General features: G+C 40.5%; 16 protein-coding genes and 1 other RNA gene. 2 read left to right on the forward strand and 15 right to left on the reverse strand.

Going from position 1 to position 21,430, the window contains the following annotated elements; genetic code table 11:
- Positions 1–316 precede the first annotated feature (316 nt).
- Both NYE23_RS22240 and NYE23_RS22245 read right to left on the reverse strand, forming a co-directional pair.
- On the reverse strand, positions 317–3,832 hold the full coding sequence (locus tag NYE23_RS22240; protein ID WP_341081201.1) for a DEAD/DEAH box helicase: 3,516 nt from the start codon (positions 3,830–3,832) through the stop codon (positions 317–319).
- On the reverse strand, positions 3,825–4,697 hold the full coding sequence (locus tag NYE23_RS22245; protein ID WP_341081203.1) for a hypothetical protein: 873 nt from the start codon (positions 4,695–4,697) through the stop codon (positions 3,825–3,827). The genes NYE23_RS22240 and NYE23_RS22245 overlap by 8 nt, the downstream gene beginning before the upstream one ends.
- A gap of 334 nt (positions 4,698–5,031) precedes the next feature.
- Here NYE23_RS22245 and NYE23_RS22250 point away from each other — a divergent pair, with 334 nt between their 5' ends.
- Positions 5,032–5,619, forward strand: coding sequence for a hypothetical protein (locus NYE23_RS22250; protein ID WP_341081205.1), 588 nt, complete (start codon positions 5,032–5,034; stop codon positions 5,617–5,619).
- Between the two features lie 896 nt (positions 5,620–6,515).
- Here the strand turns inward: NYE23_RS22250 and ssrA are convergent.
- The 5 genes from ssrA to secG all read right to left on the reverse strand — a co-directional run bounded on the left by ssrA (position 6,516) and on the right by secG (position 11,142).
- Positions 6,516–6,852, reverse strand: a transfer-messenger RNA (tmRNA) gene (gene ssrA / locus NYE23_RS22255).
- Between the two features lie 152 nt (positions 6,853–7,004).
- On the reverse strand, positions 7,005–7,472 hold the full coding sequence (smpB, locus tag NYE23_RS22260; RefSeq protein ID WP_009331807.1) for an SsrA-binding protein SmpB: 468 nt from the start codon (positions 7,470–7,472) through the stop codon (positions 7,005–7,007).
- A gap of 149 nt (positions 7,473–7,621) precedes the next feature.
- Positions 7,622–9,946, reverse strand: a complete 2,325-nt coding sequence (gene rnr / locus NYE23_RS22265) for a ribonuclease R (RefSeq protein ID WP_341081207.1) — start codon at positions 9,944–9,946, stop codon at positions 7,622–7,624.
- A gap of 36 nt (positions 9,947–9,982) precedes the next feature.
- The gene (locus tag NYE23_RS22270; protein ID WP_341081209.1) at positions 9,983–10,729 is read right to left on the reverse strand and encodes an alpha/beta hydrolase; all 747 of its coding nucleotides are present in this window, start codon (positions 10,727–10,729) and stop codon (positions 9,983–9,985) included.
- Positions 10,730–10,908: 179 nt separating this feature from the next.
- Complete coding sequence (secG, locus tag NYE23_RS22275; RefSeq protein ID WP_035329304.1) at positions 10,909–11,142, reverse strand: preprotein translocase subunit SecG; 234 nt, start codon at positions 11,140–11,142, stop codon at positions 10,909–10,911.
- Positions 11,143–11,343: 201 nt separating this feature from the next.
- On the opposite strand from secG, the gene NYE23_RS22280 reads away from it, so the two are divergent.
- On the forward strand, positions 11,344–12,258 hold the full coding sequence (locus tag NYE23_RS22280) for a nuclease-related domain-containing protein (RefSeq protein ID WP_341081213.1): 915 nt from the start codon (positions 11,344–11,346) through the stop codon (positions 12,256–12,258).
- Positions 12,259–12,416: 158 nt separating this feature from the next.
- Here the strand turns inward: NYE23_RS22280 and eno are convergent, their stop codons facing one another.
- The 8 genes from eno to rpoN all read right to left on the reverse strand — a co-directional run bounded on the left by eno (position 12,417) and on the right by rpoN (position 21,390).
- Positions 12,417–13,712, reverse strand: coding sequence for a phosphopyruvate hydratase (gene eno, locus NYE23_RS22285; RefSeq protein WP_341081214.1), 1,296 nt, complete (start codon positions 13,710–13,712; stop codon positions 12,417–12,419).
- A gap of 64 nt (positions 13,713–13,776) precedes the next feature.
- Positions 13,777–15,312 carry a 2,3-bisphosphoglycerate-independent phosphoglycerate mutase gene (gene gpmI, locus NYE23_RS22290; protein WP_341081216.1) on the reverse strand — a complete coding sequence of 512 codons (1,536 nt, stop codon included), beginning with the start codon at positions 15,310–15,312 and terminating at the stop codon, positions 13,777–13,779.
- Positions 15,305–16,066, reverse strand: coding sequence for a triose-phosphate isomerase (gene tpiA / locus NYE23_RS22295; protein ID WP_341081217.1), 762 nt, complete (start codon positions 16,064–16,066; stop codon positions 15,305–15,307). Before tpiA ends, gpmI begins: the two co-directional genes overlap by 8 nt.
- Before the next feature lie 72 nt (positions 16,067–16,138).
- Entirely contained in the window at positions 16,139–17,323 is a 1,185-nt protein-coding gene (locus NYE23_RS22300) for a phosphoglycerate kinase (RefSeq protein WP_341081219.1), read from the reverse strand.
- A 258-nt stretch (positions 17,324–17,581) separates the two neighbouring features.
- Entirely contained in the window at positions 17,582–18,589 is a 1,008-nt protein-coding gene (gap, locus tag NYE23_RS22305) for a type I glyceraldehyde-3-phosphate dehydrogenase (protein WP_341081221.1), read from the reverse strand.
- A 45-nt stretch (positions 18,590–18,634) separates the two neighbouring features.
- A complete protein-coding gene (locus NYE23_RS22310; protein ID WP_341081222.1) occupies positions 18,635–19,657 on the reverse strand; it encodes a sugar-binding transcriptional regulator in 1,023 nt (340 codons plus the stop codon).
- 135 nt (positions 19,658–19,792) lie between these two features.
- Positions 19,793–20,041: a glutaredoxin family protein gene (locus NYE23_RS22315; protein WP_341081224.1), complete on the reverse strand. Its 249-nt coding sequence runs from the start codon at positions 20,039–20,041 to the stop codon at positions 19,793–19,795.
- A gap of 17 nt (positions 20,042–20,058) precedes the next feature.
- Positions 20,059–21,390, reverse strand: a complete 1,332-nt coding sequence (gene rpoN, locus NYE23_RS22320; protein WP_341081225.1) for an RNA polymerase factor sigma-54 — start codon at positions 21,388–21,390, stop codon at positions 20,059–20,061.
- Positions 21,391–21,430 lie beyond the last annotated feature (40 nt).

Genomic DNA, 21,430 nt, shown 5'->3' on the forward strand with positions numbered 1-21,430 from the left:
GACGACACTTTTCAGGCAAATATTCAATTTCCCTTCATTGAACATTTTCAAGCTTCTAATATTTCAAAGGATATCTTCATCGAAATAATCTCCCCTTAATAACTAATTAATTCATTATATAACAATAAATATACGTGTACTATAACAAGAGGTTCAATTAATTCTAGAAATCAGAAAGTTCCATCACCCTAATCTTATAATGTTCTCATTTAAAATAGCGCTTCCCATCAAGTGGAAAGCGCTTTATCAAAATTGCAAAGTAAATTTACTAAGAACATTAGATAATTCAATTAATTTATTGACTCATTCATATTTTTTATATACTTTTTAATATCATATATGCCGCATCTAATATTTCATTTTCTTCATGTGTAGTGGTTGCAAATTCTAATTGATTATTAAGCCACTCTCTCTTTAATTGAAGTACGTTTTTTCGAGAGGTTTCTTCATCAACAAATTCATCTAATGGAAGAATAGATCCCAATTTATGGGCAACTATTCTATTTCTTAAACCATAACTGTACCAATAAAAGGTAGAGTGATCTTTTAAACCATTTTTGATTACTAATGGGAGAACATTTAAACTAAAAGGAAGTACTTCATCTTTAAATAGACTTTCTTCCAATATTGATACCATTAATCCAGCGTAACTTGCAACAGTCTCGATTTGTTTTTTAACTAGAGATATTGTATCTGGAATTGGCTTCCCAGCCGTTCTTGTATACTCCACCATTCCATCTATATGTAAATAGTTTCTTGCTATTTCAGCGAAGCTCCTGCCTTCCATAAACATCCAAGTAATATATGAAAACTCATCCCAATAACTATCCCAATTGTCAGGCTTATTCCATATCGTATCTTTATCAATGATATTACCAACAGTTTGAGCCATTTTATTAATAAATGTGGGCTTTTGAGTAATGTTATTTGGCAGTAATTTTTTAATAAAATAAGGATGTAAGTTTTTCATACACTCAAATAGAAAGTCCTTCCAATTTCTTATATCCCATTCAAGTATTTCTTCTTTTCTATTATTGTGCAATATACTAGATACAATTCTTATGAAAGAATTGGTTGTAAAGAAATCAAAACCAGCTTTCCTTGCTACATCTATTGCCCATTCAGGTGCATTAGCATTTTTTAGGAATTCATTTCTTATACTATTTATATTATTAGTTGCTACAATTAAATCTTCTTCATCTATTATTTGCCCCATAGTTGAAACTGCATAGGTTTTACTAATTATTTTTTTTGTTTTTTCTATTTCTTCTTGCTCATTATTGAAAGTTAACATTGACATAAGGGTAAGTTCTTCTAAGGAGGCTCTATCAGCTTGTATTGAACCATCAATAACATTATATAAAAATTGACCTAAAGGACTTTTCACTCTTATGGATGCATCATTATCCTTTAGTACATCTATGGCCGAAATTGTTGAGATAATATCGTCATTGACCTGCTTATATAAAATTGGTTCGTTAGGGACAATGATACTAAAGCTTTGGTTGGAAAACCCCGCTCTTCCTGCTCTGCCAATTGCATTCAATATAAGAGCCTTTGATCTTCGTCGAGCTTCAGGAGTATTCGCCTCCCTAATATCACCGATTCTCGTACCCGCAACTACAACAGCAATAGAAGGTAAGTTCAGACCCTGAGCTAGAGTACCTGTAGCAAATAAAAGTTGTATTCTTTGATTTACAAATGCACGTTCTACAGCTTCCTTTTCAGTCTCTAACATATATGAAGTGTGAACTCCAACCCCGTTAATTAAAAAATTCTTCACCTCAGAACTAGTGCCTAATTCCTTTTCTGCTAAGAATAATAGGCTTTTTTCTATCTCATTAAGATTATTAGTCTCTTCATGATTAAGATTAATATCCTTTGCTAATGTAAATGGATAATGCCTATTAGTTGGGATAAATACAAGAGTAGGAATCCCATTTTCTGCAAATGATATTCCCAGTGATCTAGAGGTTGTGTTTACCCAACTTGTTGCTCCAACTCCATATCTCCAAGTATTATTATTATCCTTTGTTCTAGACAGCTTATATTTTGCCTTGAAATTTGTATGCAATAGAGAATAGTCATTATAGTCATTTTTCCATACCCCAGAAAGAGAATACAATATTGATAATGCAGGTTCAAAACTCTCATTTTTCCTATGAGCAGGTAATTCGTTAAGTTTATCTCTTGCCGCTTTTAGTTCAATGTTAAAAGTATTATATTCAACTCCAACCGCCCCTCTTAGGGAACGGGTAGGCTTCCATGAAATAGAACTGATTTTCGAATCCTTACTAGTCACATTTTTTAACCAATCTGAAAGATCACTTGGATTATTTAACATAGCAGACATTAATACAAATTTGATATTATTATTAATTGCAATAATTTGTCCAAGAACCAAATCAACCGTTGCTCCCCTAGTTCCTTCTCCTAGTAAGTGACATTCATCAAAAACACATAATGAACAATTATTAAAAATTTCTGGGGAAATCCTTAACGACATTGCACATTTTTCGGGAGTCATTACAGCTACAAACCTATTTGGATTTTCAATTTCATTTAGTAATTCATTTTCTAGTTTTGTATATTCATCACCACCAACAAAGCTTCTAATATCAACTGATCCATAGAACTGAAGATTTTTTTTTAAATCTCTCTTTATTTGGTGGACCAAAGCATTTGTGGGAGCTAAATATAAAACCCATCCATTTGATAAAGATTGTGTAACTGCAAGCTCTGCAATAAAACTCTTACCACTTCCAGTAGGCTGATTTACTATTGTATGTTTATTAGGTCCGGGCAAACATTCGGCAATGAACTCCTTTGCTGATTCCCAAATAAATGGTCTAGAATTTATTTCATGATTACCTTTTACTCTTCCTTTTAGATATGTTATAAAATCCAAAGGGGCGGTTTGAGGTATTGGTGTGTGATGAAATAAAGATCTCTTTGATGTTTCTTTTATCATTACCATGAGAACCTTTGAAAAGTGATACATTTCTGGGTAAAGTGCATATTTATTTTTATACGAACTGTGATTAATTTTTGTGAGTATCTCTAATGAATTCGTTAAACCTTCTTCCATATCACCTGTTAGCCAATCGATATAATATAAAATCGAATCCCCTATGAGTGAATACATTTGAATTTTATTTTCATAAATTAAATTCCTTAAAGATTTTTTGTAAAGCTTATCCTTAAATATCGGTTTATTACGGTTAATAGACCATAAATTGTTTTTTACCAATGAAAGTAGATTATTAATAAACCACTTCTCAATTTGAAATAACTCGTCTCCATTTTCGTTATTCTGTAAGTTATTTAACCCTTTAACTACTTCATTTATTTCGGTCTGAGCATTAGCATCGTAACCGGAAATTAAATATAACAAAGCTGCCTCAGTTCTTGTATATATGAATTCATTTGAAAACATAAGCCCTATGGTTTGTTCTATTTCTTGGCTTAATAATGTTGCAAGTAATGAAAGGGACTCAGCTGCTACAAATGATGCAGATTTTATACTTTCTTCATCATCAATATTATCAAATATCGCACTGCTCTCTAATGTATCACCTAAACGCCTTAACTCATGATATAACTCGTTATATATACTAGAAGATTCCTGTTCAATTTCCTCTTCAATTTTGTCTATCTCTTCTTCACTTAAAATATCAAAATCTATAGTCTTAAATTCATCTTGAACTAAACCTAATTTTATTTTGATAGAGTATATATATGCTTTTGATAATGTCCTTCTACATTCCTCTATATTAAAATCTGGTAGATCGGGTAAGTTGTTGAATAAATGAAAAGAGTAATTATCAAACATCTGAAAACTCCCCTACAAAATTTCTCATTTCATCCGCTAAGCAATCAAAAAAATCATCAAAACCTTCGATTGCTAAAGGTATAATTAATCTTTTTTCAATTGGGACTCTTAATGATCCTAGAGTTTTATTTCTATTTTTAGACCAATCCTTAATAATAGACTTATCATAAATAGGAGTTGTTAAAAAACATTTTTCATTATTCCAAAATCCATGAGTTGCCAATTCTGATAACTCTTTTGGCAAGAAATTTCTTAATATCTGCACTTGTGATCGAATCCGTTTTCCCGTCTTTCTATTGGTATCAACACCATCAAAGAATTTCATAGCATTAGATATTGCCTTATTAGGATTAAGTTTGTAGGCTTTACATTCCCCTATAGTTAAGCCCAGTGTTCCGGATTGATATAAAGCAGTTAGATCTAACCCTTTATCTTTTGGGTCATCATGAACTAATCCTACAGCTAGAATCTCTCCAACAGGATGTATATTATTAACTTTATTTGATATGAACAACAAAAGATGTATCAAAGCTTCAGCTAACCAAGGGTTTCTTTCATCTTCTTTAAAATCCTGATTAAGATTATTAGTTTCTCCTATTGTATCTAATACACTTTCTACTATCTCTTCAATCCCTACTTCTGTATACTCTATTAAATCTGCTCTAACTTGAAGATTAGCCTCTATTGCATTCGCAATTAGCGCAACCATATATACAGCAATACTTCGAATCACCGTGGGTTCATTTTCTATACCTGTAATCATAATTGCATGATGGGATTTTGTCTTTATGATATTAACACTAATTTTCGAGACAACTAATTCAATTTCAGACTCAACCAATTTTTCTAATTGTTCTTGATTCATAACCTTCTCCTAATATAGTTATTAATTATAGAATTTAGTTATTACTATATATGTCCTTATTTATAATTGTACCATTACAGCGTAATTATTGTTAAGATTTGTAAAAATTCGCGAGTATACGTTACACAGTGAGATCAAAGATTAATAATAGTTTTATAATATAGAATGATCACTTAAATCTTGTTCGAAAAATTTAAAATAAAGTTTGATTTAAATTTTGTTTTTACAGCATTTTTCTTTAACTATAGAGGCAGGCTAATTTAAGAAGGAAACGGTCTATCCACCGTCGAATTTAATTAAATAAAAACTAACTCTTTTATAAAAGGTGGGGCATATGGGTAGAATCGGACCAATTATTGAGAAGGGGAAAAAAGTAGGAAAACTAATTATAGAAAACCGCAAAGAAATTACGGCAACAATAACTGCTTTGAGTGCTGGGGGCAAGGTTATAAAGGAAAATATTGATAAGAAGAAAGAAGCAAACAAAATAGAAGAAAAATTACATCATAGGAAAGTACGTTATAATCAATATAAAAAAATACTAATGGAATTGGATAACAAAAACAGAAACGAGCTTTTTCAATATATACTTGAAGTAGAACAATTTATTCAACAGATAAAAAATGAAGAAAATAAGGAACTCGGAGTAAGAAAGCCTATTCATAAAAATAGAATTAAAAATTGGAATGATATTCTTATTCAAATTAAAGATAAAATGGATGCAAAAGATTATCTCGAATTTATTAAAATTTATAACAACCCAAATTATCATAGTGAATATTTTCAAGGTTTTGAGGGTGTTGCTGAGAAATTTAAAAAACTAAATAATCGAGAAAATTATGATGATTTATTGAAATATATTGCAGAAATAACAAATAGAGGGATTGTACAAATCAAAAAGGATTTTTCACTAACCGACTAAAATAATGGCAGTTTGCTCTTTTTTCAGAAAGGTATATCAATTGACCAATTATTTATAAATTTTTTGCAGCAGTTAAGATAAAGAACCATACAAAATACTAAATAAAACCCGTGAGGCTTTTTCAATTAATAGGGGCATTTCTACAAGAAGGATAATGCTTCTTTGATTGAAGTTATTATTGTAATGAACAGGGTAAATTAAAACAAATTGGATCGATCATATATGGAGGGCATTAAATGGCTATCAAGACATTTACTGATGTATTAAAAATATCTCTTTAATATTATTTTTGACAACGCAAACGGTACAAATTGCACAAGAAAAGTTGTTCCTTTGTCACAGAAGAATGATTACTAGTCATGGGAAGAACGGAAATTATAGCGCATAGAGTATTTTGAGGATATTCGAGATGCTTCCTTAGTCCTTGTAAGTGCCAGAATCAGGAAAAATAGACTAGCTTCATACTGCATTAACGAGTAGCTTTAATTCAACAAGAAATAATAAAGCATAAAATTTCCTAAAAAAAATAAAGTATAAAGTTTCCAAACGGAAATTTTATGCTTTACGTCACAATAACAAATAAAAAACCACCAAATATGTATTTGGTGGAGACGGTGGGACGTGCACTTCCATGCTTTCGACATGGCACTGACTATATCTTGAACCTGTCTTTACAGGTCCTTCGGCGTATTATGCGAAATATAAATTTACCTGATGATCAGGCAGGATTCCGCATCCTAGTACTACCACTTCTGTGGCAGCCTATAAGTCGATACACGGCTGTTGGATTGCTCCACATACCGCTCGGCATTGCCTTATCGCCAGTCAGGCGACTTAGGTTTCACCGATAAAGCCGAATTTTCACTTGTGTGTTGCCACACAAGGCGACTAATAATTAATCGAACCCACGTCCAGAAATATCGGCACTTAAGCTTCTACGAGTGTAGTCGATATATTCGCGATTCGCTGATCCTTATGCCTATCGACGGGCGTCCGGCCAGCTAGCCTGGTTGTTCTCTTCCTTCATCCTCAGGCGGTGGAATCCGGCGTAGCCCACTAAGAGTGAGTCCGCTACCCTACCACATGGGCGATGGAGGGGCGAACCGCTAAAGGCCTATTAGGCAGCTAAAGCGAAGTTGTTTTGAGTTTTGCCAGTTATTGGCTTTGACGTTTTAACGAGGCCGATCCCCTCGACTCGCAACCTAAGCTCGAACTATCCCTGTCGAATCCGTAGCGTCCCCATTATAATAGGTCTGCGCCGAATCTTATTCAGCACGCTGACGTTCGGATAAGCTCGAAATAGATGAGCTAAAGTTTGTGTCACTCGCTGTGACAATTACTATTATAGCACACTGAGCAAATTTTTCAATTGTAAGGTTCTGGATTTACATTTTCTGCCTTTCACGGAAAGCACGCTCAACCTCACGCTTGGCTTCTTTCTTTTTCAGATCTTCACGCTTGTCATATTTCTTTTTACCCCTCGCCAGGCCAATTAAAACTTTTGCATAACCATTCTTGAGGTACATTTTTAATGGAACGATCGAGTAGCCGACTTCCTTCGACTCACCAATCAGCTTGCTGATTTCTTTTCTGTGCAGCAGAAGCTTTCTGGTCCTTAGCGGATCGTGATTGTAGCGGTTACCCTGCTCATAAGGACTGACATGCATGCCGAAAAGATAGATTTCATTGTTTTGAATTCTTGCATATGAGTCCTTCAGATTCACCTTTCCCGCTCGGATCGATTTAATCTCCGTCCCCTGCAGAACAATTCCCGCTTCATATGTTTCTTCTATAGCATAGTCATGATAGGCCTTTTTATTTTGCGCAACCATTTTGCCAGTTCCTTTTGGCATGTTGTATCCCCCTTTGCTCCCCTTTCCTGTTATCAGGAAATGCAGCATCCGTTCTCTAGCGGTTCCTCTATTATAGCAAAATTGCGTGCCCCTCTCAACGCGGAGCCCTGCCGGGAAGGAAAGAGAGAGCCTTTAAGGCCCTCCCGCTTTTACCGCTTCTTTTTCTTCCGCTTTGCTTTTGGCGCATTTTCGTAATGCTTTTTCTCTTTTTTCTTTCTTGGGCCGCCTGAACTGTTTCCTTTGCCCTGATCAGACTTCCCTCTGCGCGGCTTTTTCTCGGTGCTGCCTGTCTTGAACACCTTAGGCGCTTCCCGAGTTTCCCGTCTGCGGGTTCCCTTCATGCCGACGATTTCAAAATCAATTGAGCGTTCGTCTTTGTTTACATTAACGACACGGACTGTAATCTCGTCGCCAATGCGGTAGACATTGCCTGTACGCTCCCCGATCATCGCCATCTGGCGCTCGTCATAGCGGTAATAATCGTCTGTCATATAGCTGACATGGATAAGTCCTTCAATCGTGTTTGGAAGCTCGACAAACATGCCAAAGTTTGTAACAGAGCTGATGATTCCATCATATTCCTCGCCGATTTTATCAGCCATATATTCCGCTTTCTTCAATTCATCTGTTTCGCGTTCTGCTTCAACTGCACGGCGCTCCATATTGGAAGAGTGCTCGGCAATATCAGGCAGCTGTACGTTCCACTTTTCCCTTGTCGCCTGATCCAGCTTACCTTCAATTAGGTAGGTACGGATTAGTCTGTGGACAATTAAGTCCGGGTAACGGCGGATCGGTGATGTGAAGTGTGTGTAAAACTCTGTTGATAACCCGAAGTGCCCAAGACTCTCTTCAAAGTATTTCGCCTGCTGCATAGAGCGCAGCATCACTGTGCTGACAACCATTTCTTCCGGTTTTCCCTGAACCTCTTCAATGATTTCCTGAAGGGCCCGCGGGTGAACGGAATTAGCTGTTCCTTTTACGATATAGCCGAAGTTTGTGATAAACTCGAAAAATCTTCTGAGCTTATCTTCCTTCGGATCTTCATGGATACGGTAAATGAACGGTACATCCATCCAATGGAAGTGCTCAGCAACAGTTTCATTGGCTGCGAGCATAAACTCTTCAATCAGGCGCTCTGCAATCGAGCGTTCGCGCAATGCGATTTCTGTCGGGTTGCCCTCTTCATCCACAATGACCTTCGCTTCTTTAAAATCAAAGTCGATGGCTCCGCGATGCATTCTCTTTTTACGCAGGATCAGAGAAAGCTCCTTCATCAGTTCGAACATCGGCACAAGCGATTGGTACCTGTTGATAAGTTCTTCGTCCTGCTCTTCTAAAATCTTATTCACATCTGAATAAGTCATCCGTTCCGTTGTTTTAATCACACTCTGGAAAATCTCGTGATTCACCACTTCTCCATCCGATGTGATTTCCATCTCACAAGAAAGGGTAAGCCGGTCGACTTTCGGATTCAATGAGCAAATGCCATTTGATAAGCGATGCGGTATCATCGGGATGACCCGGTCCACTAAATACACAGAGGTTGCCCGCTCTTCCGCTTCCCTGTCAATCGGGGAATCCTCACGGACATAGTATGTGACATCGGCAATATGAACGCCAAGCTTGTAATTGCCGTTATCCATTTTTTTAACCATTACTGCATCATCAAGATCCTTTGCATCTGCACCGTCTATTGTGACAATAACTTCATTTCTCAAGTCACGGCGGTTTTCAAGTTCACTTGGATCAATCGTATCCGGCGTTTCCTCAGCCTGCTTAAGCACCTCATCCGGGAACTCAAGCGGAAGGCCATGCTTGTGAATAACAGATAGGATATCCACACCCGGGTCATTTTTATGCCCAAGTATGTCGATAACCTCTCCTTCTGCACTCTTTCTGCCTTCTGGATAAGTGGTCAGTTTTACAACGACCTTATGCCCTTCAACCGCACCTTTTGATGCTGCTTTGGGGATAAAAATATCGCTGGCAAACTTTTTATCATCCGGAATAACAAATCCAAAGTGCTTGCTTTCCGTATAGGTTCCGACAATTTGTGTCACACCGCGCTCTAAGATGCGGACAATCGTACCTTCCCGCCTCTGGCCAGAACTCTCAGACGTCACACGGGCCAGAACAATATCGCCATTTAAGGCGTTGTTAGTTTCATTGGGCGGAATAAATATGTCATCCATTCCCTGCTCTTCCGGAATAACAAAGGCAAATCCCTTTGCATGGCCGGAAAGCTTCCCGCGGATAAGATTCATTTTTTCAGGCAGGCCATAGCGATTGCTTCTCGTTCTGACGACAAGCCCTTTTTCCTCCATGACAACAAGCGCCTTAACGAAATCTTTGAAGCCTGTGGAATCCTCAATTCCAAATGCAGCTTCAAGCTCCTGAACCGTCAATGGCTTATAGGCTTCATCCTTCATATAATGAAGCAGCTTATCGATCAGCTGTTGTATATTATTTTCCATATCTTCATCCCTCCTCAGGGAGATTTTCTTTTGTCATTATTCTTCCCAATCAAGCGTTTCTAAAAACTCATAAACATCTTCATGCAGCTGGTCACGCTCTTTATCCAGAGTTATTACGTGCCCGGATTCTTCGTACCACTTGAGCTGCTTTAAGTCATTCTCCACTTCATTGAATATGATGTTGGCACTATCCGTGTTGATCATATGGTCATGTCGTGCCTGTACCACAAATGTCGGAGAGTAAATCATATCCACATGATTGCGCACATCCGCGATCAGCTCCTGGAGTGCCTTTAATGTATTCATCGGTGTTTTCTGGAACTCTTCCATTTCCTGCTCAATTTGGTCTTCCAGCTTTCCTTCAAGTCTTTTATATTCTCTTGCGTAGCTCAGAATTCCTTCATACATGACTTCTTCACTTTTTATGTACATAGGTGCGCACATCGGGACAATACCCTTTACAGGTACAGTGTAACCCAATTTAAGGGAAAATACGCCGCCAAGTGAAAGTCCGGCCACTGCAATTTCTTTATGTCCCTTGTTTTTTAGAAATTCGTACCCTTCCATCACATCTTTCCACCAGTCTTCCGGGCCTGTATGAACAAGCTCTTCGGGCGGAACCCCATGTCCCTTATATTGCGGTGCATGGCAGGTATAGCCCTTAGTTTCGAGAAACCTTGCCATCATTCTGACATCTGCTGTATTTCCGGTAAAACCATGCAGCAGCAGGACTGCTCTTTTTCCATTTCCAAATGTAAACGGTTTTGGTGCAACAACTCTCATTGATAAAACTCCTTTTACCTTATGATTCCTATAATTTTATTAATCAAACGTTTGATTGAATCTGCATTCCTTATTTTTAGCAAACAGCGGGGGAACATGCCAATAAAAAGCTTTCTTAAGCGAAAACTGCCGAAGAAAAATAAAAGCCTGACCTTCTGAAGGCCAGGCGCTGCGTTCATTTATATCGCAAAATAAGAAACTAAAACAGTAAGTACAAAGAATAAGACAGAAAGAACAACCGTGATGCGGTGAAGAACCAGATCAATACCGCGTGCTTTTTGTTTTCCAAAAAGCTGCTCAGCTCCCCCTGAAATGGCACCGGAAAGACCTGCGCTTTTACCAGACTGAAGGAGTACAACTACAATAAGGCCAATCGAAACAATGACTAAAAGGGTAATCAATAATGTATGCATGAAGCCACCTCCTGAAAACGTACAATCACATTATTCTTAATTTATCACATATTGGTTGTATAAACAATAAGATTTTGGCAGGACCTGTTAGCTGGAAGGACTTTTATAGCAGTTGAGAGAATTTGTATTGTGAAAGGACTGATGCCTGTGATAGTAAAAGAACGAAAGGTTCCTGATTTTATAAGAAGTATGGAGGTACTGTTGAGAAGGCTGCCAGGAACGCATTCGAAAAGAGCATTAATTGAAAATGATCTAATCAAGCGGAGAGCTGGTTTTCGTGGAGAAGAAGCTGTAGATTATTTCTTAAAAGATTTAGCCGGGTTCATAATCCTGAAGGATATTCGGCTTTCCAACGAATACGGCGGCTTCTATCAAATCGATGTGCTACTACTATGTTCAAACTTCCTTATTATCCTCGAAATTAAGAACATCTCCGGCACTATTTATTTTGACCCCACATTTAATCAGCTGATTCAGAGCAAGCATGAGAATGAAAGAGGGTTTCTTGATCCATTGATACAAGCTGAAAGACAGCAAAAGGAACTTGCAAAATTGTTGGCTGATAGAAAGATTCGCACACCGATTGAGTACCTTGTTGTAATCAGCAATCCTTCTACTGTTATCAAGACTTCCTCTTATCACAAAATGGCCTTAGAAAAGGTGCTGCATGCGAGCCATTTGAGAGAAAGGATAGAAAAGCTAAAAGTGAAATATCCAAAAGAGAAATTAACATACAGAGAGATCAGAAAGTTAAGCAGAGCTATTATTAAAGAACACACTCCTGCTAATTACAATGTTCTGAAATACTATGACATTGATATAAAAGAGATTATCACCGGGATTCAATGTTCTGCCTGCAGCAAATTTTCAATGAAAAGGATGCGAGGCACCTGGAAATGCGGCAGTTGCCATTCTGCTGATAAGGAAGCACATATTAGAACCCTCCATGATTACCTTCTTTTAATCAGTTCCTCCATAACGAATCAGCAATTTCGGGAATTCACCCATCTATCCTCCTCAAATATTGCGAAAAAGCTGCTTACTGGGATGAAACTTCCCTATTCAGGTTCATTTAAGGACAGAACCTATCAATTGTCTGCCGATTTTTTTGAATGACTTCATTTTACCGGCCGAAAATGATTGTTTACCGGCCAATATTTAATATTTACCGGCCAAAACTGGAAAAATACCGGCCAAACTGCCCCATTTACCGGCCAAGCCAAAAAGGCCATCAAAAAACAGCCGCCCCACCCGGGACGGCTGCACAAGCAAGATTACTTGCTCAAGTTATAGAAAGATTTTAAGCCATCGTATACAGCTAAATCGCCAAGCTCGTCTTCGATGCGAAGAAGCTGGTTGTATTTTGCGATACGGTCTGTACGGGACATTGAACCAGTTTTGATCTGGCCAGCGTTTGTTGCAACAGCGATGTCAGCGATTGTCGCATCTTCTGTTTCACCGGAACGGTGGGAAACAACTGCAGTGTAGCCGGCACGCTTCGCCATTTCGATTGCTTCGAAAGTTTCTGTTAATGTACCGATTTGGTTTACTTTGATCAGGATTGAGTTGCCTACGCCCTGCTCAATTCCTTGAGCAAGCTTCTTCGTGTTTGTAACGAACAAGTCGTCACCAACAAGCTGAACTTTTCCGCCGATGCGGTCAGTTAATAGCTTATGGCCTTCCCAGTCGTTTTCGTCAAGACCATCTTCAATTGAGATGATTGGGAACTCGTTTACAAGCTCTTCGTAGAAGTTAACCATATCTTCTGAAGATAAACCAGTGCGGCCTTCGCCTGCAAGATCGTATTTGCCAGTTTCTTTGTTATAGAACTCAGAAGAAGCAACGTCCATTGCAAGGTAGATGTCTTTGCCAGCTTCGTAGCCAGCGTTAGAGATCGCTTCGATGATAACTTCAAGAGCTTCACGGTTAGAACCAAGGTTTGGAGCGAATCCGCCTTCGTCACCTACAGCAGTGTTAAGACCTTTGCCAGATAAAACTTTTTTCAATGAATGGAATACTTCAGCACCCATGCGGATGGCTTCCTTGAAAGTAGGCGCTCCTACAGGCATGATCATGAATTCCTGGAAGTCCACGTTATTGTCAGCATGAGATCCGCCGTTGATGATGTTCATCATTGGTGTTGGAAGCTGCTTCGCGTTGAAGCCTCCAAGGTAACGGTATAAAGGTAGTCCTACAGACTCAGCAGCTGCATGTGCACAAGCCATGGATACGCCAAGGATTGCGTTAGCGCCAAGCTTTCCTTTGTTTTCCGTTCCATCTAACGCGATCATTGTGCGGTCGATGCCAACCTGGTCTGTTACGTCCAAGCCGATTACAGCTTCTGCAATCAGGTTGTTCACGTTGTCTACCGCTTTTTGAACACCTTTTCCAAGGTAGCGGGACTTGTCGCCGTCACGAAGTTCTACTGCTTCGTGCTCACCAGTTGATGCTCCAGAAGGAACAATCGCGCGTCCAAAGAATCCTGATTCTGTTAAAACTTCAACTTCAACTGTCGGGTTACCGCGGGAATCCAATACTTCACGTGCATATACTTGTTCGATAAATGGCATAGTAAATCTCTCCTTTTTTATAAAAAATCGCTTTCGACAAAATTCGGGTGGTGCCTGTCACCAGTTATTTTTTCAGTAATGAGGTTCCTGTCATTTCGGCCGGTTTTTCCAGTCCAAGCAGGTCCAGAACAGTTGGAGCAAGGTCTCCTAATATACCGTCTGTACGGAGTTCTGCGCCGTCCTGTGTGACGATGACTGGAACCGGGTTTGTTGTGTGGGCAGTCATCGGACTGCCTTCTAACGTAACAACCTCATCGGCATTTCCGTGGTCAGCTGTGATGATCGCTTTTCCGCCTTTTGAAATAATCAGGTCAACAATTTTGCCAAGGCATTCGTCAACCGTTTCAACCGCCTTGATTGTTGGCTCAAGCATGCCTGAGTGCCCCACCATGTCCGGGTTGGCAAAGTTCAGGATGATCGCATCGAAATTGTCAGCTTCTACTTCCTTCAGCAACGCGTCCGTCACTTCATAAGCACTCATTTCAGGCTTAAGGTCATAGGTAGCTACTTTAGGTGAGTTGATCAGGATCCGTTCTTCACCAGGGAACTTCTCTTCACGCCCGCCGCTCATAAAGAACGTTACGTGAGGGTATTTCTCTGTTTCAGCAATGCGGAGCTGTGTTTTTCCGTTTTGCGCTAAAACCTCACCCAGGGTATTATCAAGGTTCGTCGGTTTAAACGCAACATATCCATCAACCGTTTCACTGAAGTGGGTCAAACAAACGAAGAACAAGTTCTCAGGATGTCCTGGCCCTCTGTCAAAGGAACGGAAGTCTTTGTTTGTAAACGTGTTTGAAATCTGAATTGCCCGGTCCGGACGGAAGTTATAAAAAATAACTGCATCATCCTTCTTAATCGTTGCAACCGGCTTCCCATCTTCTGCAGTAATGACAGATGGAATGACGAACTCATCAAAGATACCATTCTTATAGTTATCTTCAACTAAATCCAAAGGGTTGTTATATGCAGGGCCATCGCCATACACCATGGAACGGTAAGACTTTTCAACACGCTCCCAGCGTTTGTCGCGGTCCATGGAATAATAACGGCCGGAAATCGTCGCAAATTCTCCGACTCCGTATTCTTTCATTTTTTCCTGCGCTTCTTTAATATAGCCTGCTGCGGTTTGCGGGCCAACATCACGTCCATCCAGGAATCCATGAACATAGACATTCTTCACGCCTTCCTCAGCAGCCATGCGAAGCAGCGCAAATAAGTGCTGAATATGGCTGTGAACTCCCCCATCTGAGAGAAGTCCCATCAGATGAAGATCTGTGCCATTTTTTTTTACATGGTCAATCGCAGAACGGAACGTATCGTTTTTCTCAAACTGCCCCTCACGAATAGCCACATTCACTCTTGTCAGGCTCTGATAAACAATCCGGCCTGCGCCGATGTTTAAGTGTCCTACTTCCGAGTTTCCCATTTGCCCTTCCGGAAGACCTACTGCTTCGCCGCTTGCTGTCAGCGTTGCGTTAGGGTAGGTATTCCAGTAGCGTTCGAAGTTTGGCTTCTTTGCCTGGGCAACGGCGTTTCCCATCCGCTCCCCACGCAATGCGAAACCATCTAAGATGATTAATGCAACTGGAGATTTACTCATTCTTGCCTGCCTCCAATAATTGAAGAAAGTCCGTAGGCTGTAAGCTGGCACCGCCAACAAGAGCTCCATCAATATCAGGCTGGCTCATATATTCTTTAATGTTTGCAGGCTTTACGCTGCCGCCGTACTGAATGCGGACTGCATCTGCCGCAGCCTGTGAAAATTGCTTTGCAACAACAGAGCGGATATGTGCACATACCTCATTTGCATCCGCAGATGTTGAAGATTTGCCTGTTCCGATTGCCCAGATTGGCTCATACGCAATAACAGTCTGCTTTACCTGCTCTTCAGTTAAACCATTTAGGGCCTTCTCAACCTGTAAGCCCACAAGATCCATTGTCTCGCCGTTTTCCCGCTGTTCTAAGGATTCACCGACACAAACGATTGGAGTTAAATTATATTTGAAAGCAGCCAATGTCTTTTTATTAACAGACTCGTCTGTCTCATTGAACATCTCACGGCGTTCTGAATGACCGAGGATTACGTATTTCACCCCAAGATCTTCAAGTGCCACCGGGCTGATTTCACCGGTAAAAGCGCCATTTTCTTCAAAGTGCATGTTCTGTGCGCCGATTTCAACATCTGAATCCTTTGAGTTTTCAACCAGGCGCTCCAGGAATAGCGCAGGTGCACATACAACTGTATCTACCTGCTCTTTCCCAGGCACTAAGCCGTTGATTTCTTCAAGAAAGACTTTCGCTTCCGGAAGTGTTTTATGCATTTTCCAGTTTCCTGCGATAATTGGTTTACGCATGTTGCACGTCCTTTCATGCATTATATTAGTGTCATACATTCGACAAAATTCGGGTGGTGCCTGCCACCAAAATTATTTTTCGTTTAAAGCAACTACGCCAGGCAATGCTTTTCCTTCCATAAACTCAAGGGAAGCGCCGCCGCCTGTTGAGATATGGCTCATGCGGTCAGCAAGGTGGAATTTTTCAACTGCAGCTGCAGAATCTCCGCCGCCAATGACTGAATATGTATCGTTTGCTTCTGCTAAAGCCTCAGCCACTGCTCTTGTGCCGCCTGCAAATTTATTCAATTCGAAGACACCCATTGGTCCGTTCCAGATGACAAGCTTTGAATTTTGGATTACATCACTGTAGATATCGCGCGTTTTAGGTCCGATATCAAGTGCTTCCCAGTCAGAAGGGATTTCTTCGATTGCTACTGTTTTAATATTGGCTTCTTCAGAAAAATCGTCTGCTACCACGACATCAACTGGCATGTAGAAGTTTACGCCCTTTTCTTTCGCTTTTTTCATAAACGACTTTGCAAGATCAATTTTATCTTCTTCCAGAAGTGATTTTCCTACTTCATGGCCGTTTGCTTTTACAAATGTATACGCCAGCCCTCCGCCAATGATCAGGTTGTCTACCTTTTCAAGAAGGTTTTCAATTACACCAATCTTATCTTTCACCTTTGCACCGCCGATAATAGCTGTAAATGGGCGTTCAGGATTTGAAAGAGCTTTTCCAAGTACATCAAGTTCTTTTTCCATTAAGAGTCCTGATACGGCAGGAAGATGCTGAGCAATCCCTTCCGTTGAAGCATGGGCACGGTGTGCTGCTCCGAATGCATCATTTACATAAACATCTGCAAGCTCTGCAAATGCCTTTGCTAGCTCAGGATCATTCTTTTCCTCGCCTGAATAGAAACGCACGTTTTCAAGAAGCAGAACATCTCCTTCACTTAACGTGTCAACCATAGCTTTTACAGAATCACCATATGCTTCATCCGCCTTCTTCACCTCTTTGCCAAGAAGCTCGGACAAACGCTTTGCTACTGGTGTTAAACGCAATTCTTCAACAAAGGAACCCTTCGGACGGCCCAAATGGCTGGCTAAAATCACTTTTGCACCCTGGTTCATCAAGTATTCAATCGTTGGAAGAGCTGCTTTGATGCGAGTTTCATCTGTTACTTGTCCCTCTTTCATCGGAACGTTGAAATCAACCCGGCAGAAAACACGCTTACCTTTTAACTCCACATCTTTAACGCTTTTTTTGTTCATAGCAAAAGGACCTCCTTACCAGGAAAAGCGGGAGCACCTTGCCTGACGGCTCATAGACTCAAGCCTCCAGGTTCCGGAGCTAAGCACCATCCCAGTTAAATAGTTTTACTTAAAACAAAAGGGAGAGGGAATGTTTCCCTGCTCCCCTTTTTCCCTTATCCATTATAGACGCTAGCGAATTGAATATCCAACAAGATGAGGAGTTTTTTCAGAGAAAAAATTCAGCTTGTGAATGCTTCGCAAAACGAATATTTTTGATTAAAGTCCCTTTTGAGCGATGTAGTCAACAAGGTCAACTACACGGTTAGAGTAACCAGTTTCGTTGTCATACCAAGAGATTACTTTTACCATGTTGCCTTCCATAACCATTGTAGAAAGTGCATCGATTGTAGAAGATGCAGGGTTTCCGTTGTAGTCGCCAGATACTAATGGCTCTTCGCTGTATGCAAGAATGCCTTTCAGGTCGCCTTCTGCAGCAGCTTTTAGAGCATTGTTCACTTCTTCAGCAGTTACGTCTTTGTCAAGCTCAGCAACAAGGTCAACAAGAGAAACATTTGGAGTTGGAACACGCATAGCTCCACCGTTCAATTTGCCTTTTAGTTCAGGCAATACTAGTGATACTGCTTTTGCAGCTCCAGTAGTTGTAGGAATGATGTTCTCTGCTGCTGCACGTGCACGGCGGTAGTCCTTGTGCGGCAAGTCAAGGATTTGCTGGTCATTTGTGTATGAGTGAACAGTTGTCATCATACCGCGCTTGATGCCGAAGCTGTCGTTCAATACTTTTGCAAATGGAGCCAAGCAGTTTGTTGTACAAGAAGCGTTAGAGATCACATGGTGGTTTGCAGCATCATATTTCTCATGGTTAACACCCATAACAACTGTGATATCTTCGTCAGAGGCAGGAGCTGAGATGATTACTTTTTTAGCACCAGCTTCAAGATGTTTCGCAGCGTCAGCACGCTTTGTGAAACGTCCAGTAGATTCTACTACTACTTCTACGCCAAGATCTCCCCATCCTAATTGAGCAGGATCGCGCTCAGCAATAACTTTTACTTTATGGCCGCCAACAACAAGGTAGTCGCCGTCAACAGTTACTTCTTCATTTAGAGTTCCGTGTACGGAATCATATTTTAAAAGGTGTGCAAGCATGTTTGCATCTGTAAGGTCATTTACTGCTACAACCTCTACGTTAGGGTTTTTAAGAGCTGCACGGAAAACAACGCGCCCGATTCTTCCAAATCCGTTAATACCAACTTTAACTGCCATGAATATTTCCTCCTTGAAAAGGTAGATTTTATATTTGAAAAGGGATTACCCTTTTATCAACTGTTTTGCTGCACCTTCGTCTGTCACTAGTATGGTAGAGGATGGTGCCCGTTTCATATATGCAGCGATGGCCTTAGCCTTTGTGGAGCCGCCTGCCACTGCAATAACATGTTCAATTTGTGATAGGTCATCCAGCTGAAGGCCGATGGTCTGAACCTTATGTACAACCTCTCCGCCTTCGTTGAAGTAATAGCCAAATGATTCACCGACTGCTTTGGCTTGCTTGATTTTAACTAAATCTTTTTCACTGGTTTTGCGGCGTTCCGCCATTGTTATAGCGTCCCCAATCCCGTGCAAAACCATGCTTGCCGATTTGATCTGGGTGATTACTTCTTTAATATTGGGTTCTTTAATAATGCTTTCATACATCTCCCTGCTTACCTGGTCCGGCACATACAGGACACGGTGCCTGGAATCAGTATGATCAGCCATTTTCGCACATATGGTGTTAGCCTGGTTTTTAACATCTTCTCCTATACCGCCACGTGCCGGCACAAACAGCCAATCGCGGTCAGCAAGATCAGGAGTAAGCATCTCCGCTACGGCTGCCATTGTGGATCCGCCGGTAACTGCGATGATATTTTTTCCTTTGAGCCTTGATTTCATACACATTGCTGTGGCTCTGCCAAGCTCCTGCTTCACCCATGGAGATTCATCGCTGTTTCCGGAAACAATGATCGCCTGGCGAATGCCAAGCTTTCGGGATAATTGCTGCTCCATTACGGCTATACCCGAAATATCCCTCATTATGCCTTCAAGAGCTTCGAGTAATTCTTTGCCATCGGAAGAAAGACTCATGCCTGTACTAGAAATACGGATCAGGTTCTGGTCTTTTAAGAATTCAACCTCACTTCTCAGCACTCTTTCCGTCAAGCCCAAACTAACTGCAAGGCTTCTTCTTCCAACCGGCTCCATCAGCCCTATGTAATGAAGAATCCCATAGCGCTTCTGCATAACCGCAAGCATATCAGGCAATAATCTTTTTTGAATATCTATTAGTGAGTACATCCGGAAAGCTCCTTCATCATATGTGGTCATTTTTTGTCCCGCATAGACATATTATGTCCCACTTACCGTAAAAAAAATCACCCTTGCTTCTCCTCAATAATAGCAAGAGTGAGTATTGAAATCAACAGATAAAACTCAGTTTTTTTCTGTAAGCGCTTCACCTACTGTAATGGGGTCAATATGCCCGAACTGCACTTCATGCCCATCAATTTCAACAACCGGAATCATGAGTCCGTACCTCTCAGTCAGTTCATCGCTCTCATCAATATCTTTTTCAATTAAATTAAATTCATATTCTTTCTTTAATTCCACTAACACACTTTTAGCTTTATCACACAGCGGGCATCTGCTGCGTGTATAAAACACTAGCTCTGGCTGTTTCAATCAGCAAATCTCCTTTGTCAGTCATACCTTTTCCGTTTGGATGATGACGGGATGCCAAGCTGATCCCGATATTTTGCAATCGTCCTTCTGCTGACAACCATCCCCTCATTTTCCTTAAGCAGCTTCACAAGCTCCTGATCGGATAAAGGCTTTTGTTTATTTTCTTTTTCTATCATTTTACTAATAATCGTCTTAACCTGCTGTGATGACGTATTCTCTTCAGAAGTCGTTTTGATCGTGCTGGAGAAGAACGATCTCAGTTCATACGTGCCAAATGGTGTTTGCGCATATTTTTCCCGGACAGCCCTGCTCACTGTTGATTCATGAATGTCGAGTTCATCTGATATTTCCTTCATCGTCATCGGCTTCAGATGTGCAGGCCCTTTTATGAAAAAGTCCTGCTGCTTTTCAACGATTTTAAGAGTCACATTTGCTAGAGTCTCTTTCCTTTGCTCGATGCTTCTTATAATCCATTGATAATCCTGCTGCTTTTCCTGCAGGAAGCGGCTGACATTTCGATCACCACTAGCCGAGAACTTTTTATAATAAGGTTCATTAAAACTGATTTTTGGAAGCACTTCATCAAACACACTTACGGAAAAAGAGCTGCCATCCCACTGAATAATCACGTCCGGTGTTATATAAGCGGATTTTTCATTCTGGAAAGATGAAGCCGGCCTTGGATTCAAGGTCTGCACAAGGTCGAATACTGCCTGTATGTCCTTGAGCTCCACACCGAGATTTTTTGCGATTTCTTTCCATTTCTTCTCAGCAAAAAGGGTAAAGTATTCATCTATAATGATTTCAGCCAGTTCATTTTCTTCCGGCAATCTCTTAATCTGCAGGGAAAGGCACTCCTGAAGATTCCTTGCGCCAACGCCTGCAGGCTCGAGATCCTGCAGCTCTTCAAGCATCTGCTCGGCTTTCTCAAGGGGCATCTTAAGAGCATCGGCTGACGCCTTTAGATCCGCGCGGAAGTAACCGTTTTCATCAAGACTGTCAATAAGATGCTCAATCACTTTTTGTTCATCCCTGTTTAATTTCAAATGAAGCTGCGATTTCAAGTATTCACCAAGCAGCATTGTTTTTCCGCAGCCAATCTGCTCGATCCAATTTATTTTATCTTTTTCGGCTTTTATCCTTGTCGGTTTGACACGGTCATAACGGGGATCCATCGTCTGGACATGACCGGACTCTACTTTTAAAAGGGGATTTTCAAGCGCCTTGCTTTCCAGGAAAGCAGAAAGCTCCTGTGTGCTGTATTGCAGAAGGGCAATCGCCTGCGTCAGCTCCTGTGTCATTGTTAATTTCATTGTCTGCTGCTGCCATAACCCAGCTTTCAAATTCATCGTACATTCCCCCTGTCCCCATTTTACAATATTCACGGCA

The organism is Cytobacillus sp. FSL H8-0458 (assembly GCF_038002165.1).
Classification (GTDB): Bacteria; Bacillota; Bacilli; order Bacillales; family Cytobacillaceae; genus Cytobacillus.

Coding starts and splice junctions, on each gene's coding strand:
- NYE23_RS22240 (WP_341081201.1), bottom strand. CDS start 3,832: ATGTTTGATAATTACTCTTTTCATTTATTCAACAACTTACCCGATCTA.
- NYE23_RS22245 (WP_341081203.1), bottom strand. CDS start 4,697: ATGAATCAAGAACAATTAGAAAAATTGGTTGAGTCTGAAATTGAATTA.
- NYE23_RS22250 (WP_341081205.1), top strand. CDS start 5,032: ATGGGTAGAATCGGACCAATTATTGAGAAGGGGAAAAAAGTAGGAAAA.
- smpB (WP_009331807.1), bottom strand. CDS start 7,472: ATGCCAAAAGGAACTGGCAAAATGGTTGCGCAAAATAAAAAGGCCTAT.
- rnr (WP_341081207.1), bottom strand. CDS start 9,946: ATGGAAAATAATATACAACAGCTGATCGATAAGCTGCTTCATTATATG.
- NYE23_RS22270 (WP_341081209.1), bottom strand. CDS start 10,729: ATGAGAGTTGTTGCACCAAAACCGTTTACATTTGGAAATGGAAAAAGA.
- secG (WP_035329304.1), bottom strand. CDS start 11,142: ATGCATACATTATTGATTACCCTTTTAGTCATTGTTTCGATTGGCCTT.
- eno (WP_341081214.1), bottom strand. CDS start 13,712: ATGCCATTTATCGAACAAGTATATGCACGTGAAGTATTGGATTCCCGC.
- gpmI (WP_341081216.1), bottom strand. CDS start 15,312: ATGAGTAAATCTCCAGTTGCATTAATCATCTTAGATGGTTTCGCATTG.
- tpiA (WP_341081217.1), bottom strand. CDS start 16,066: ATGCGTAAACCAATTATCGCAGGAAACTGGAAAATGCATAAAACACTT.
- NYE23_RS22300 (WP_341081219.1), bottom strand. CDS start 17,323: ATGAACAAAAAAAGCGTTAAAGATGTGGAGTTAAAAGGTAAGCGTGTT.
- gap (WP_341081221.1), bottom strand. CDS start 18,589: ATGGCAGTTAAAGTTGGTATTAACGGATTTGGAAGAATCGGGCGCGTT.
- NYE23_RS22310 (WP_341081222.1), bottom strand. CDS start 19,657: ATGTACTCACTAATAGATATTCAAAAAAGATTATTGCCTGATATGCTT.
- rpoN (WP_341081225.1), bottom strand. CDS start 21,390: ATGAATTTGAAAGCTGGGTTATGGCAGCAGCAGACAATGAAATTAACA.